Annotated in this window: 15 protein-coding genes; 6 read left to right on the top strand and 9 right to left on the bottom strand. The window is 67.1% G+C overall.

Annotation, left to right across the window (positions count from 1 at the left end):
* Nucleotides 1-46 precede the first annotated feature (46 nt).
* Both mobB and AB1446_03125 read left to right on the top strand, forming a co-directional pair.
* A complete protein-coding gene (gene mobB, locus AB1446_03130; protein ID MEW6545897.1) occupies nucleotides 47-550 on the top strand; it encodes a molybdopterin-guanine dinucleotide biosynthesis protein B in 504 nt (167 codons plus the stop codon).
* Nucleotides 547-1,239 carry a molybdenum cofactor guanylyltransferase gene (locus AB1446_03125; GenBank protein MEW6545896.1) on the top strand — a complete coding sequence of 231 codons (693 nt, stop codon included), beginning with the start codon at nucleotides 547-549 and terminating at the stop codon, nucleotides 1,237-1,239. The genes mobB and AB1446_03125 overlap by 4 nt, the downstream gene beginning before the upstream one ends.
* Here the strand turns inward: AB1446_03125 and AB1446_03120 are convergent.
* The 6 genes from AB1446_03120 to argC form a co-directional block, all read right to left on the bottom strand.
* On the bottom strand, nucleotides 1,162-2,523 hold the full coding sequence (locus AB1446_03120) for a tetratricopeptide repeat protein (protein ID MEW6545895.1): 1,362 nt from the start codon (nucleotides 2,521-2,523) through the stop codon (nucleotides 1,162-1,164). The genes AB1446_03125 and AB1446_03120 overlap by 78 nt on opposite strands.
* 21 nt (nucleotides 2,524-2,544) lie before the next feature.
* The gene (gene argH, locus AB1446_03115) at nucleotides 2,545-3,936 is read right to left on the bottom strand and encodes an argininosuccinate lyase (protein MEW6545894.1); all 1,392 of its coding nucleotides are present in this window, start codon (nucleotides 3,934-3,936) and stop codon (nucleotides 2,545-2,547) included.
* Entirely contained in the window at nucleotides 3,933-5,249 is a 1,317-nt protein-coding gene (locus tag AB1446_03110) for an argininosuccinate synthase (protein ID MEW6545893.1), read from the bottom strand. The genes argH and AB1446_03110 overlap by 4 nt, the downstream gene beginning before the upstream one ends.
* A gap of 64 nt (nucleotides 5,250-5,313) precedes the next feature.
* Nucleotides 5,314-7,467, bottom strand: coding sequence for an acetylglutamate kinase (gene argB, locus AB1446_03105; GenBank protein MEW6545892.1), 2,154 nt, complete (start codon nucleotides 7,465-7,467; stop codon nucleotides 5,314-5,316).
* 35 nt (nucleotides 7,468-7,502) lie between these two features.
* Nucleotides 7,503-8,762, bottom strand: coding sequence for a bifunctional glutamate N-acetyltransferase/amino-acid acetyltransferase ArgJ (argJ, locus tag AB1446_03100; protein ID MEW6545891.1), 1,260 nt, complete (start codon nucleotides 8,760-8,762; stop codon nucleotides 7,503-7,505).
* 16 nt (nucleotides 8,763-8,778) lie between these two features.
* Nucleotides 8,779-9,834: an N-acetyl-gamma-glutamyl-phosphate reductase gene (argC, locus tag AB1446_03095; GenBank protein MEW6545890.1), complete on the bottom strand. Its 1,056-nt coding sequence runs from the start codon at nucleotides 9,832-9,834 to the stop codon at nucleotides 8,779-8,781.
* A gap of 111 nt (nucleotides 9,835-9,945) precedes the next feature.
* Between argC and AB1446_03090 the strand changes: the two genes are divergently transcribed.
* Nucleotides 9,946-10,161: a hypothetical protein gene (locus AB1446_03090; GenBank protein ID MEW6545889.1), complete on the top strand. Its 216-nt coding sequence runs from the start codon at nucleotides 9,946-9,948 to the stop codon at nucleotides 10,159-10,161.
* Between the two features lie 3 nt (nucleotides 10,162-10,164).
* A complete protein-coding gene (locus tag AB1446_03085) occupies nucleotides 10,165-10,845 on the top strand; it encodes a GntR family transcriptional regulator (GenBank protein ID MEW6545888.1) in 681 nt (226 codons plus the stop codon).
* A 33-nt stretch (nucleotides 10,846-10,878) separates the two neighbouring features.
* Here AB1446_03085 and AB1446_03080 read toward each other — a convergent pair whose 3' ends face one another.
* From AB1446_03080 to AB1446_03070, 3 genes are all read right to left on the bottom strand, one after another.
* On the bottom strand, nucleotides 10,879-12,015 hold the full coding sequence (locus AB1446_03080) for a stage II sporulation protein P (protein ID MEW6545887.1): 1,137 nt from the start codon (nucleotides 12,013-12,015) through the stop codon (nucleotides 10,879-10,881).
* Nucleotides 12,016-12,232: 217 nt separating this feature from the next.
* A complete protein-coding gene (locus tag AB1446_03075) occupies nucleotides 12,233-12,568 on the bottom strand; it encodes a phage holin family protein (GenBank protein ID MEW6545886.1) in 336 nt (111 codons plus the stop codon).
* A gap of 6 nt (nucleotides 12,569-12,574) precedes the next feature.
* Nucleotides 12,575-12,790: a hypothetical protein gene (locus AB1446_03070; protein ID MEW6545885.1), complete on the bottom strand. Its 216-nt coding sequence runs from the start codon at nucleotides 12,788-12,790 to the stop codon at nucleotides 12,575-12,577.
* On the opposite strand from AB1446_03070, the gene AB1446_03065 reads away from it, so the two are divergent.
* Both AB1446_03065 and AB1446_03060 read left to right on the top strand, forming a co-directional pair.
* Complete coding sequence (locus AB1446_03065) at nucleotides 12,689-13,129, top strand: hypothetical protein (GenBank protein ID MEW6545884.1); 441 nt, start codon at nucleotides 12,689-12,691, stop codon at nucleotides 13,127-13,129. The two genes, AB1446_03070 and AB1446_03065, sit on opposite strands and share 102 nt — an antisense overlap.
* A 225-nt stretch (nucleotides 13,130-13,354) precedes the next feature.
* On the top strand, nucleotides 13,355-14,279 hold a 925-nt coding region (locus AB1446_03060; GenBank protein MEW6545883.1), incomplete at its 3' end, for an ABC transporter ATP-binding protein.

The raw sequence follows: 14,279 nt of genomic DNA, 5'->3' as shown, positions 1-14,279 counted from the left end.
GGGAGCAGAGGTGGGTCAGAATTGCGGCCGGAGGAGAGTGAGAGTGATGCCGGGCGGTATCCCCATGTTCGGCATAACGGGTGCTTCCGGAACCGGCAAGACCACCGTGCTGGAGGCCCTGATCCGTGCCCTCAGAGAGAGGGGCTGGCGGGTGGCCGCCTTGAAACACAGCCCGGGGGGCTTTTCCCTGGATCGGCCGGGAAAAGATAGCTGGCGTCTTGCCCGGGCCGGTGCAGAAGCAGTGCTGCTCCACTCGCCCGGCTCCTGGGCTGTGCTGGGATACGGCGCTGAGCACCTCGACCCCGCCCGGCTGGCAGAGGCGCTCGCCGCTTTCTACCATTCCCTGGGACTCCCCCGGCCCGACGTCATCCTGGTGGAAGGCCACCACCACCTGGAGATACCCAGCGTACACGTACAGGGTCCTGGGCCTTCCCGGGATCCTGGCCCCGGCTCCCTGCGCGTGGCGCGGGGACCGCAAGACGCCCCGGAGCTGGCGGTTCTGGTAGAAGAAACCCTGGGACTGCGCCGGCCGGAGGTTGCCACGCCGTGAGCACCGGCCGCAAGCGAACCGGGGGACCTGCCCCGGCCGCGGCAGTTACCGGACTGCTGCTGGCAGGGGGGAGCTCGTCCCGCATGGGGTTCAGCAAGGCCGTGGCCACCCTGGGAGGGGAAACCCTGGTGGCGCGGGCCGCCCGGCTCCTGGCCGACCTGACCGGGACGGTGCTCATCGTAAGCCGCGATCGGACCGTGGCGGAAGGGCTCCCTTACCGGGTGGTGGACAGTGAGGTGCCCGGGGTGGGCCCCCTGGCCGCCCTCGCTGCCGGCCTGAGGGAGTGCCGCACCCCCTGGGCCCTGGCGCTCGCCTGCGACCTGCCCCTTTTTCCCGCGGGGCTGGCCGTTTATATGCTGGAAGTGGCCAGCAGCGAAGACGGATGGCAGGCAGTGGTGCCGCGCTGGAACGGTTTCTGGGAACCTCTGGCCGCCCTATACGCCCCCTCCTGCCTGGCTGCCATAGAGGAGGCACTGGCGCGGGGGGAAAGGCGCCTGGCTTCTTTTTACCCCCGGGTGCGGGTGCGTCCCGTGGAAGAACGGGAAATCCGCCTCTATGCCCCGCCCCAGCTGGCTTTCTTCAACGTCAACAGCCCCGAAGACCTCGCCCGGTTACGAGGCCTGGGTCAGTTCGTCAAGGAGCAGGGACAGCACGCGAGCGGCGGTACTGTCGCGCAAGCGCTCGGCTAAACCCTGCAACTCTTCTCTGTCGAGGAGATCCCGGCAAGCGGCCACCGCTCGGGGGACAAAACCGCGGATGCGGGCAGCCCGGCGCAGGGCACGCACCATCCCCAGTTCATCCCCCTGGCGGAAAGAGGCCAGGAACTCGATCACGGCAGCCCGCACGTCTCCGGGGTCAAGATCCGCCGCCTCCCGGGCCACCTGGCGAGCACGGGGGTAGTCCCCCGCCAGCAGCAGCACCTGGGCCAGGTAGGCCCGGGCTTCCACATTGCGGGGCTCTGCCCGAACCGCTTCTTCCCACAGGGCGATGCCTTCCCCGGCACGTCCCTGGTGGACCAGGAAATTGGCCAGCGCCCTCCGGGCGGGCACAAAGCGCTCCTGGCTGCTAAGAGCCTGCCGCCAGTAAGAAACGGCCTCTTCGGGCTGGCCGCCGTGCAGGGCCGCCACCCCCAGGTCGTACAGGGCCAGGGGGTTGCCGGGATCCCGGTCCAGTGCCTTTTGCCACGCCTGCCCCGCCTCGGGCAGCCGGCCGGCGGCGGCATATGCCTCCCCCAGCCCGATCAACGTGGGCACGTGAGCGGGGTCCAGGGAGTGGGCTTTTTCCAGGTGGTCGATGCTCTGCTCCACATCCCCCCGGCGCAGGTAGGCCAGCCCCAGGTTATAGAAAAGGGTGGGATGGGAAGCCCCCGCCACCAGCGCCCGGTTCCCTTCCTCGATGGCCCGGTCGTACATGCCCCGGTCCAGATATGTCGCCACCAGGTTGCGCCTGGCATGCTGGTCTTCGGGGTCCATCTCCACCACCTTGCGCCAGCAGGCGCTGGCCCGGCCCAAATCGCCCAGGGCCAGGTACAGTTCCGCCAGGTACGAGATCATGCGCGGGTGGGGTTCGACGTCTACCGCCAGGCGAACCTCAGCCTCGGCTTCGGGCAGTTTCCCCTGCAACCCCAGGATGCGCCCCAGGAAATAATGGGCCAGTGCGTGCCGGGGCCGGGACTTCACCACCTGACGCAGGTGGGAGGCAGCCTCGTCCAGCTTCCCCTGTTCCGCCAGACAGAGCGCAAGCAGGTAACGGGCCCCCGCGTCCCGCGGGTCCCGCGCCAGCACCTGCTGGAGCTCGGCGGTCGCCATTTCCACCTGTCCCAGTTGATACAGGGCCGAGCCCAGGTCCCGCCGGGCCGCCAGGTCGCGGGGATCGCGGGCCAGGGCCTCCCGGCTCCGCTGCACGATTTGCTCCAGGGCCTGCCGGGAGGCGGGGTCGGGCCCGCTGCCGGGTTCGCGGGGGACTGATGTCACTCTTGCATCACCACGGTGCCATTATACCACCCCGGAATGGGAACTTCCTGCCAACGCCCGCGCTTTTTTCAACTGGGCCTTCACACTCTCGGGAGCAGTTCCCCCGGGGGAACGCCTGGCACGTACGCTGGCTTCGGGCGTCACCACCTCCCGCACGTCGTCGCCAAAAAGGGGAGAGAAACTCCGGTACTCTTCGGGGCTCAGTTCCCACAACTCCTTGCCCTGCTCGAGGCAGCGGAGAACTATCTGACCTACCAGCCGGTGGGCCTGGCGGAATGGCATCCCCTTTTGCACCAGGTAGTCGGCCAGGTCGGTAGCGGTGAGGAGCCCGCCCCGGCAGGCGCGCGCCATGGCCTCCGGTTGGGGACGGGCGGTGGCGATCATACCGGCCATCACCTGCAGGGACGAGATGGTGGTGTCCAGGGCCCCGAAAAGGGCCTCCTTGTCCTCCTGCAGGTCCCGGCAATAGGCCAGGGGAAGGCCCTTCAGCACCATCAGGAACCCCACCAGGTGACCCACCACCCGCCCCACCCGGCCCCTCACGAGCTCGGCCACGTCGGGATTCTTCTTCTGAGGCATGATGCTGGAACCGGTGGCATAGCTGTCGTCCAGTTCCAGGAAGCCGAACTCCCGGCTGCTCCACAGCACCAGTTCTTCGGCCAGGCGCCCCAGGTGCACCATGATGAGGGCACAGGCCGAGAGCACTTCCACCACGTGGTCGCGGTCGGACACGGCGTCCATAGAATTGTCATAGAGCCGGGAGAATCCCAGTTCTCTGGCCACCTGTTCGGGGTCGATGGGGAAACCGGTACCCGCCAGGGCCGCGGCCCCCAGGGGCATGCGGTCAAGCTGGCGGGAGCAAAATGCCAGGCGCTCCCGGTCTCGCTGCAGCATAAAGAAGTAGGCCAGCAGGTGATGAGCGAAAAGCACCGGCTGGGCGCGCTGCAGGTGGGTATACCCGGGCATGATCAGGTCCTGATGCTTCTCCGCCAGATCCAGGATATTCTCCTGCAGCCGGCCTACTGCCCGGTCCAGTTCAGCCACCTGTTCCCGCAGATACATGTGCATGTCCAGGGCCACCTGGTCGTTGCGGCTGCGGGCTGTATGCAGCTTCCCCGCCACCTCCCCCACCAGTTCCCCCAGGCGCGCTTCCACGCAGGTATGGATGTCTTCCAGTTCGGGCCGGAAGGGGAAGGTGCCTTCTTCCAGTTCCCTTGCCACCATATCCAGACCGCTCAGCAGCCGCTCGACTTCCTGGGGGCTCAGGATACCGCGAGCTCCCAGCATGCGCACATGGGCCCGGCTGCCCTCCACGTCCTGGCGGGCCAGACGCCGGTCGTAAGGCAGGGACGAGGTGTAGGCCAGCACCTCCTGCCGCGGGTCCCGCTGGAAACGGCCCCCCCACAGCCTCACGCTTGACACCCTCCGCCCACCGCTGCCGAAACTCCCGTGGACAGGGAGGCCAGTGACTCCTCGCAGCCTCCCGACGCCGCCGCGGCGGGCTCCCCGGCGGCCGACCGGGCATAGCGCATTCCGGGAACTCCCTGCACACGGGCGGACACCCGGGTGGGCAAGCCCCAGATGTCGATGAATCCCACCGCCGAGTCGTGCCGGAAGGTGTCGGCCGCATCGTAAGTTGCCAGGCCGTAGTCGTACAGGGAATACGGAGACCGCCGCCCCACCACCTGGCAGGTGCCACGGTGCAGCTTCACCCGCACCGTACCGGTCACGTACTGCTGGGTGGAGGCCACGAAGGCGTCCAGGGCCGCACGCAAGGGCGAGTACCAGAGCCCGTAGTACACAAGCTCCGAGTACTTTTGTTCCACCAGCACCTTGAAATGGGCGGTCTCGCGGGGAAGGCACAGGGCCTCCAGGGCGCGGTGCGCCGCCAGCAGCACCGTGGCCGCGGGGGCTTCGTACACCTCGCGGGACTTGATACCCACCAGCCGGTTCTCCACGTGGTCGATCCGCCCCACCCCGTGCTCGCCCGCCAGGCGGTTCAGACGCACGAGCAGGTCGACGGGATCCAGGGGTTCCCCGTCCAGGGCCACCGGCACCCCCTCGACGAACTCGATCTGCAGGTAGCAGGGCGCAGAAGGGGTGTCGGCCACATCCCGCGTCCAGGCAAATGCCTCGGGGGGAGGCTCCACCCAGGGATCCTCCAGCACCCCGCACTCGATGCTGCGCCCCCACAGGTTCTGGTCGATGGAGAACGGGTTGCGCTTCTCCACGGGCACGGGAATGCCGTGAGCACGGGCGTAGTCGATCTCTTCTTCCCGGGACCAGCTCCACTCCCGCACGGGAGCGATCACCTTCAAGGTGGGATCCAGCGCCGCTATGGACACGTCGAACCTGACCTGATCATTCCCCTTACCCGTGCAGCCGTGGGCCACCGCCTTGGCCCCCTCGGCGTGAGCGGTCTCCACCAACAGCCGGGCGATGAGAGGCCGGGACAACCCCGCCGAGAGGGGGTACACGCCCTCGTAGACGGCGTGGGCCCGCAGGGCGGGGAACACAAATTCGCGCACGAACTGTTCACGGGCATCCACGGCCCGGCAGGACACCGCCCCCACCTGGAGCGCCTTACGGACCAGAGCCTCCAGATCTCGCCCTTCGCCCAGGTCGGCGATGAGCGCCACCACTTCCATGCCGTACTTTTCCTTCAACCAGTGGATGGCCACCGAGGTATCCAGGCCACCCGAATACGCCAGCACCACCTTATCCATGATACCCCTCCTTCCTCATTGCGCCGCCCCGGCTTCCTTCCGGGCAGCACCTGCTCCCGCCCGGTCAGTTGCCGGCGGCGTCGGCTCCCGCCCGCGCCCCTGCGAGCGCGGCATCGGCCACCGCCAGGGCCTGATCCAGGATCTCCACCGCCCGATCCACCTCGGCCCTGGTCACGTTGAGGGCCGGCAGCAGGCGGATCACCACCTCTTCCGTGCAGTTGACCAGCAGCCCCAGTTCGCGGCAAACCGCCACCACCTGCGCACCTGGTACGCGCAACTCGAGCCCCGCCATCAGGCCCAGTGCCCGTACCTCGGCCACCGCCGGGTGGCGCGCGGCCAGATCCCGGAGCCCCCTCGCCAGGTACTCACCCATGGCGGCGGCGTTTTCCACCACCCTCTCGTCCTGCAATGCTTCCAGATAAGCCAGGGCCGCCCGACAGGCCAGGGGATTACCACCGAAGGTGGAGCCGTGATCGCCGGGAGCCAGGCACACTGCCACCTCTTCGCGGGCCAGCACTGCCCCGATGGGCACGCCTCCCCCCAGGGACTTGGCTAGGGTGACGATGTCCGGCTTGACGCCGTAGTGCTGGAAGGCAAACCACTTTCCCGTGCGACCGAGGCCGCACTGGATCTCGTCACAGATGAGGAGTACGCCCGCCTGCTGCCACCTGGCCAAAGCATCCATGAATTCCTGCGAGGCAGGGTAGATGCCCCCTTCCCCCTGTACCGGTTCCACCATCACTGCCACAGTCTCGGGGGTAACGGCCTGCTCCAGGGCGGCCACGTCGCCAAAGGGGATGTAACTGAAACCCGGAGGTAGGGGCGCGAAGCCCCGGTGATACTTCTCCTGTCCGGTGGCGGCCAGGGTGGCCAGAGTGCGCCCGTGGAAGGACCGGCGGGCGGTGACGATGTGAAAGCGCCCGTCCCGCGCCCCGAACTTGCGGGCCAGCTTGATTGCCCCTTCGTTAGCCTCGGCTCCCGAATTGGCGAAGAACACGCGGTCCAGGCCGCTCAACCGGGCCAGTTCCCGCGCCAGCCGAACCTGGGGTACGGTGTAATACAGGCATGACGTGTGGACCAGCTCCCTCGCCTGCTCGCAGATGGCCCGTGTCACCCGGGGGTGACAGTGCCCCAGGCCGCACACGGCCAGGCCGGTGACGAAATCCAGGTAGCGGCGGCCCCGGATGTCCCAGACCCAGGAGCCTTCCCCCCGCACCAGCACCAGGGGCTGGCGGCGGAAAATCGGCCAGTAGTGACGCCGCTCCTGGTCAACCACCTCTGCCTCTTCCTGCCCGGCCCCATCCCCGCTGGCCTCCGCCCGTGCAGCGTCACGCTCCCCAGCGCCAGCCTCCTCCCCTTGCTCACCCGCGGCGGCAGGCACCACCATGGTCCCGGCCCCTTCGCGGGTGAAGATCTCCACCAGGAGGAAGTGGGGGCGCCGCCCGTCCACGATGTGGGCCGACTTCACCCCCCCGCGCACGGCTCTCAGGCAGGCCTTCAGCTTGGGGATCATGCCCCCCTCCACCTGCCCGAGGGCGAGCATGGCTTCGGCTTCCTCTACCCCCAGGGTGGAGACCAGCGAGGCCGGGTTGTCACGGCTCCGGAGCACACCGGGCACGTCGGTGAGGAGGGCCAGCTTTTCGGCCCGCAGGGCCACCGCCAGTTCCGCTGCCGCCGTATCGGCGTTGAGATTGTACGCCTCTCCGTTCGGTCCCAGGGCGATGGGGGCACAGACGGGGATGTACCCGCTGTCCAGGAGGGTGGCCACCAGGCGCGGATCCACCTCCTCCACCTCCCCCACGAATCCCAGGTCAACGGGGCCCTCTTTCTTGCGGGCCCTGATCAGGGCACCGTCTTTGCCGCTCAACCCTACCGCTCGCCCGCCGCGGGCAGCGATGGCGGCCACGATCTCCTGATTGACCTTACCGGACAGGACCATCTCCGCTATCTCCGCCGTCTCCCGGTCCGTCACCCGCAGTCCCTCCACGAACACGGGCTTCTTCCCCAGCCGCTCCATCAGGGCGGAGATCTCCCGTCCGCCTCCGTGCACCACCACGGGCCGGATCCCCACGAGGTGCAGGAAAACCACGTCCTCGGCAAATGGCCCCAGGTCCTGCTCGAGGTGTCCTCCGTACTTGATGACCACCGTCTTCCCCTGGAACGCCTGCACGTAGGGCATGGCTTCCAGGAGTACCGCCGCCTTTTCTTCCGCCCTCATGGGATTCCCCCTAACTCGGCCAGCTAGCGATGCCCCTAACTCCGGTAGCTGGCATTGATACGCACATACTGTTCCGTTAGGTCACAACCGAATGCCCGCGCCCGGTGAGGGCCGGCCCCCAGGTCCACGAAGATGTGCACCTCCGATGCGCTCAGGGCACGACGGGCTTCCCCCTCATCGAACGGCACTTCCACCCCGCCACGGGCTACTTCGACCGGGCCCAGGTGCACCGACACCCGGTCCGGGTCGAAGAAGGCTCCCGAATACCCCAGGGCGGCCAGAATGCGTCCCCAGTTAGGGTCGGCCCCCGCCACCGCCGTCTTCACCAGGGAAGAGGAGGCCACCGCCCGCGCCGCCCGGCGGGCATCTGCCATGGTGGCCGCCCCCCGCACCTCCACTTCCAGGTAGCGGGAAGCTCCCTCGCCGTCCCGGGCGATCTCCCGCGCCAGGTCCAGGCATACAGCGGTAACCGCGTCCTGCAGGGCGACCACCCCGGGGTTTATCCCGCTTGCCCCGTTGGCCATAAGCACCACCATGTCGTTGGTGGAGGTGTCCCCGTCTACGGTGAGCATGTTGAAGGTGTCGTCTACCGCCTGCCGGAGCACGGCATGCAGGTCGGAAGCACTGGCGCGAGCATCGGTAAAAATGAAGGCCAGCATCGTGGCCATGTCCGGGTGGATCATACCTGACCCCTTGGCCATCCCCGCGACCGTGACCTCTCCCCGGGGAACGGTTACGGTCACGCCCGCGACCTTGGGCCGGGTATCCGTGGTCATGATGGCGCGCGCAGCCGCCTCAAATCCCCCGGGGGAAAGCACTTTCCCTGCCCGGCGGATACCCTCCCTCACCGCCTCCACGTTCAGAGGAACCCCGATCACCCCCGTGGAGGCCACCGCCACCTGTTGGGGCATTACTTCCTCGCCCAGAGCATCTGAAAGGACCATCGCCGCTTCGTGTGCCATGGCCCGCGCGTCCGCCAGGCCCCGCTCTCCCACGCAGGCGTTGGCCCGCCCGCTGTTACACACCAGCCCCCGCAACAACCCACCCCGCAGGTGCTCCCGGGTCACCACCACGGGGGCTGCCTGCACCCGGTTGCGGGTGAACACCCCGGCCGCCTGTGCGGGGTACAGACTGGCCACCAGGGCCAGGTCGAGCTTGCCGTTCTTCTTGATGCCCGCGTTCACGCCGGCAGCCAGGAAACCGGGTGGCCACCTGACTTCCGTGCTCCCTGCTGACACGGTGGAAGAATCCCGGTCCGTGCCCGTGCTCGCGAACGACGCCACTTGCCGATCCATGCCCGCCCTCCTGCTCTCACGGGAACAGGGCGGGGGCCCCCAGGCCCGTCTCTTCCGCCCATCCCATCATCACGTTCAGGTTCTGCACCGCCTGACCGGCCGCGCCCTTGCCCAGGTTGTCGATGGCCGAGAAGATTACCACCGTGCCCGTGCGCCGGTCCACCGTGACGGCGATCTGGCACCGGTTGGTCCCCCGCACGTGGGCAGTCGCCGGCAGCTCCCCGGGCTGCAGCACCTGCACGAAGGGCTCCCCCCGGTAACGCTCCCGATACGCCCGGTACAGGTCATCTGCGGAAGGCACCGGGTTGACGCGCAAGTACACGACGGACAGCATCCCCCGGGACATGGGCACCAGGTGGGGGGTGAACGCCACCCACACCGGGCACCCCGCCAGGCGGCCCAGTTCCTGCTCGATCTCCGGGACGTGCCGGTGGGCACCGCCCACGTTGTACGGACGCAGCGAATCGTTGACCTCGGGATAGTGCGTGCCGAGAGAAAGACTCCTCCCCGCGCCCGTGACTCCCGACTTGCAATCGGCCACCACAGCCGACCAGTCCACCCCAGGCCAGGAAGCCAGGGGTGCCACGGCCAGGATGACGCTGGTGGGGTAACAGCCCGGGTTAGCCACCAGCCGGGCACGGGCCACCTCGTCGCGGCGGAGTTCCGGTATCCCGTACACTGCCTCGCCCAGAAGCTCGGGACAGGTGTGGGCATGCCCGTACCATTGCTGGTAAGCCGCGGCGTCGCGCAGGCGGAAGTCCGCCCCGAAGTCGATTACGCGCTTACCTGCCCTCACAAGATCGGGCACCTTCTCCATGGCCAGCCCGTGTGGTAAGCAAATGAACACCACCTCAGCCTCCCCGGCGGCTTCTGTCGTGGGTGCCGAGGTGGGCAGCAGAAGAACCGGGCAGGGGCGCAAATGAGGGAAGACTTCGTCAAGCTTCTTGCCCGCGTACGAGTCCGAGGTAGCAGCCACCACCTGAACGCAGGGATGTCCCAGCAAGATGCGCATCAGTTCCACCCCGGTGTAGCCGGTTGCCCCCAGGACCGCCACCTTCACGCGAGAAGGCATATCAGAAGCGGCAGCCAAAACGAATCGGGCCCCCCTTCTCATAGCCCAGATTATACTTCCGTCCGCATAAATATGCAATACCGCTGGGCCTGTGAGGCAGGGGGTTGACGGATGACTACATACGTGGATACAATCATGCTGGTGACGGGGGGCAAGGGCATGGAGGATACAATGCGTTACAGCGAGAATCAACATCTGTGGGCCAAAGAATGGTTCCCGCATCGCCTGGTCGTCCCGGAGCGGGAGCTACCAGGGGGAGAAGACGCCCTGATGATGTGGGACCTCATAGTGCAGGACTTTCTTGCCTCGCTGCCCCTGGAGGATTGAACTGTGGGTGAGTCGCTGGACGCCTCGGAAAGCCCCCCTGCTTCCCTGAAAAGCCACGTGCTGAGCCGGTTGCGAGAAGCCATCGTCACCGGTAAGTACCGCCCCGGCGAAGTGCTGGTGGCGGCCCGGGTGGCCGAGGAACTGGGCGTAAGCCGCACCCCGGTCAGGGAAGCCCTGCAAGCCCTCGAGGCCGAGGGGCTGGTGCGCTCCTTCCCCAACCGGGGCGTAGTGGTAGAAGGCATCACGCCGCCGGAAGTCGAGGATATCTTCACCATCAGGTTGGCACTGGAGGCCCTGGCCGCCCGCTGGGCGGCCCAGAACATGAGCGAACAAGAACTGGCGGAGCTGGGCGAGATCGTAGACCTCATGGAGTTCTACACGGCCCGGGAGGACGTGGAGCAGGTCACTCGACTGGATACCAGGTTCCACCAGTTGATCATCAACGGTTCCCGTAGCCGGCCTCTCAAACACGCCCTGGGAGGGGCCATTTACTACGTGCAGCAGGCCCGGGCCGCCTCCCTGCGGGTGCCCGGGCGCCTGCAGAGGGCTCTGGAAGAACATCGCGAGATATACAGGGCCCTGACCGCCCGCGACGGAGAGTGGGCTGCCCGGGCCATCTCCACACACATCGGGCACGCACGCGCCAACCTGCTGGGAGCGCAGGCATCAACCGGCGAGGCCTGACCACCCCTGGCCACCTCCAGGGGCAGCATTGGCCTACTTGGTCGGTAGAGGCGTGACCTGCTCCGCGATCAACGTGGCCAGCACGTCCGCCAGGAGGCGAGCAGAGTAGAGGGCCTCTTCCAGGGTGTTTTCCACTCCCCCGATTTCGAAAAGGAGGGCACCCTGTGAAAGATGCTGGTTGTAGCGGGCGTCGGCGACCAGCACCTTGCGCAGGAGCCCCGGGTATCGTTCTTCCATGATCTGGGCGACACGGTCGGCCAGGGCCTTGTTTCGGGCCCAGGCCGGCCCCACCTGGTAAGGGGAACCCAGCACGATCATGATCCGGGCGGCAGGACGCCCCTGCACCGTGGCGGCGGTGACGTCCCGGCCCGGGGAATCCCGGTGGACGTCGAACAGGAAGCGAACGTCGGGGTACTCCCGGAGCAGGGCCTGCGCAGTCTCCTGCGACCGCACGTACGCCCCCAGCTTGCCCTGGCGGTCATGAACCCGCCGCGAGAGGACCACCCCGATCCCGTGCTCCTGGCTCAGGGCACGGGCCAGTTCTTCCGCCACCCGCAGCATGTTGCGGGAAGCATCCAGGGTATGGGCTTCTTCGGCGTGGCGGGCTCCCGCCAGCACGGGAAGATATGACTCCCGCGCATGGGTGCAGTAGAGCCCGACCAGCACCCGCCCTCGCACAGCGCCGGAGAGATCCTGCTGCGGGGTCCCGCCCGGTACGGCCGGCAGTGTACCGCCGGGAGACGGGTTTCCGGCCAAATAAGGGACGGGGGCTTCTTGAGCGCGGGCGGGAGTTGGACCGCGAAGCACCAGCCAGGACAGGGGATCGTGCCAGCGCAGCCCGGTCAGGACCCCCAGCCCCTCGAGCAAGACCTCGCCCCATCCCGGCTCGTCGTGGGGGATATTATCCCCCGGAAACGCGGGAAAGACCTGCCGGATTATCCACTTCCACAGGGGGGCGTCCGGGGATTCCCAGAGCGAGAACAAACCGGCCCTGCCTCCCGAGAGCACGGTGAGGAGCATGGTTCCCAGGCCGGGAGGAGCTTCGGGGGGAGCGGGCAACGGCGAGGCCAGGGCCGGAACCGTGCGGGGCGGGGTGGGCCATACCAGCAGAGTCGCCAGGATGCCCACCACGGCCACGTACCCCGCAGCCAGCCATCGCCACTTCCTCAACCACCTCATCCACCAGGGGCCCGTGCCCCACCAAAACAAATGGCCCGCCAAGAGGAGCCACCCCTCCAGGCGAACCCTATGCGCCCCCGAAAAGGAAAATCCCACCTGGCCAGAAGGCAGGCCGCAAGCGGCCTGCCCAGGGGCCCGTGCTCACGAGAAAGGCGACCCCCGACCCGTGTGGCAGATCAGTCGGGGTTCGCCACCCCAGTTGCGTCCCCTACCTGAGCTCGGTGGGCACGAAGGCGTCCACTATACCGATGATGAGGGAAGCCAGCAGGGCACCCCACACGCTGACCTGCATCCCTGGCACGAGGAACTGAGCGAGGTAAATGACCACAGCCGCCACCAGAAACCCCACCACCCCTCGCCCCTGGGGAGAAACCCGGCGCCCGAACACAGCCTCCACCACCCACCCCAGCACGGCGATTACCACCGCTGCCAGCAGGGCGAACCAGAACCCGGCGACACGGAAGCCAGGGAGTATGGCGGCAAGGAGGAGAAGGACTACCGCCGAAACCACCAGCCGGATGACAAAACCAAGCCATCCTCTCATCAGGTCTCACCACCTCTGGGCTAGCTTTCCCGCCCCCTGCGGCGCCGTATACCGCACTAGGACGGATGAGCCGCGCAGCTGCTGGCCGCCCGTGCGGTGGCCGGCCAAGGCGGACGGTTTGTGGTAGTGGTGCACGACGGGCCAACTCACCCCGAACTCCCTGCTGAGCAGGTCCAGGCCGTTGAGGAGGGCTCTCATGTCGGCGCCACTGTTCTCATCCAATGTGTGGGCCTTGACCAGTGGATCCAGGACAGGGGGACTGGCGCTTTCTACAACCTGGTGGAGGGCGACCTGCGCATGGTCAAGGTGCAGCAGAAGATCTCCGGCACCTTCCGCAGCTCCGCCGGTGCGCAGGCCTTCGGCCGCATCCGCGGCTACATCTCGACCGTGCGCAAGCGGGGCCGCTCTGTCCTGGCAGCGCTCGAGGCCGGCTTCCGGGGCCAGCCGTTCCTCTGCGCCCATCGCTCACCCTATCCCAGCAACAGGGAAGGCTGGATCGTCGAGGAATTTGGGGGGAAGTGTAGAAGAACTACACCGTTGGACTCTGTCGGGAAGGGCTGACATGGTTACCCATACACTCACGGATAAAGTGACGCAGGAAGAGTGCAGACTCCTGAAATCCGCAGGGAACTGCTCGCCGGCATTAGCCGAGGTGCTGAAGAGCAGAGGCTACGTCTACGAGGATCAGTGCGAGGAAGCCGCCCTCGTTCAGAAACTGCAACGGTTTGCTGAACGCGAGAGGTCACAGAAACTGCTAAGGAAGGGGTCGGAAGGAAGAGCAGAGGGATGAGAGAGCGGTACAGCCGCGTCGTCCGTTTCTGGCGTGGGCATGTGTTCAGGTACCGTGCGCTCTGGGGGCTTGCGCTTGCTTTGCAACTTTCGTTCTTCGCGATCAGTGGGGTCCTCCCCTTCTTCTTCAAGCGGGTGATCGATGCCCTGACCGCCCTCGATGCAAGGCTCTTCGTCATCTGGATTGTCGTGTTCCTCGGCACGGAGATCACGCAGGTGTTCCTGCTCTACGGTCGCGGTTACGCCATGCGCCGCCTGGAGCTCAAGGTGGAACAGGACATTCAGGTCGCCATGTACAGGCGATTCCATACCGTGCCCTACGAGCAGGCGCTCAAGACGAAGACCGGGGAGGCACTGCAGCGGCTCACGAGCGAAGTGCCGCGCTGCTCTCCGCTCATCATCAAGAGCTTCTCCGAGCTCCTTGGGCACATCGTGCTCGTGCTGATCACGCTGGCGCTCATGTTCGTGATGGCCCCGCTCCTGGCTGGGATCTCGGTGGCGTCCGTAGCTGTCTACGCAGTGGGCTTCCGCATGTACGGGAAACGCGCCGCGGTAGCCGCCACCCGCAGGCAGGAGGCCGAGGCCCGGTACATCGCCGAGGCCGAGGAGGGCCTGGGGGCCCTGTACTCGGTGCGCGTGCAGGCCGGCCTCCGCGGGGTGATGCGCCGCTTCTCCCGGGCGCTTTCCGCCTACCTTCGAGAAGGTTTTGCCCTGTACAAGCTGAACCTCCTGTTCCAGGGCGGTTTCACCACCTTGATCACCGTCGCCTCGGAGGTGGCCATCCTCGTCACCGGCGCGTGGCTCATCTTCCGGGGGGAGAACACGGTGGGGACGCTGGTCGCCTTCAGCCAGTACATTAACTGGCTGTACGTGTTTGTCAACTTCATGTCCGGCTTCGCCGCGGAGATCGAGCCGGCGCTCG

It is taken from the genome of Bacillota bacterium (assembly GCA_040757085.1).
GTDB lineage: Bacteria > Bacillota > Sulfobacillia > JACIYH01 > JACIYH01 > JACIYH01.
The sequence above is the reverse complement of the archived record's forward strand: the minus strand, read 5'-3'. Positions and strand labels throughout refer to the sequence as shown.

What these genes read in the sequence shown, in the direction of transcription:
- mobB (MEW6545897.1), top strand. Translation starts at nt 47, where the DNA reads ATGCCGGGCGGTATCCCCATGTTCGGCATAACGGGTGCTTCCGGAACC.
- AB1446_03110 (MEW6545893.1), bottom strand. Translation starts at nt 5,249, where the DNA reads ATGGATAAGGTGGTGCTGGCGTATTCGGGTGGCCTGGATACCTCGGTG.
- argB (MEW6545892.1), bottom strand. Translation starts at nt 7,467, where the DNA reads ATGAGGGCGGAAGAAAAGGCGGCGGTACTCCTGGAAGCCATGCCCTAC.
- argJ (MEW6545891.1), bottom strand. Translation starts at nt 8,762, where the DNA reads ATGGATCGGCAAGTGGCGTCGTTCGCGAGCACGGGCACGGACCGGGAT.
- argC (MEW6545890.1), bottom strand. Translation starts at nt 9,834, where the DNA reads ATGCCTTCTCGCGTGAAGGTGGCGGTCCTGGGGGCAACCGGCTACACC.
- AB1446_03090 (MEW6545889.1), top strand. Translation starts at nt 9,946, where the DNA reads ATGACTACATACGTGGATACAATCATGCTGGTGACGGGGGGCAAGGGC.
- AB1446_03075 (MEW6545886.1), bottom strand. Translation starts at nt 12,568, where the DNA reads ATGAGAGGATGGCTTGGTTTTGTCATCCGGCTGGTGGTTTCGGCGGTA.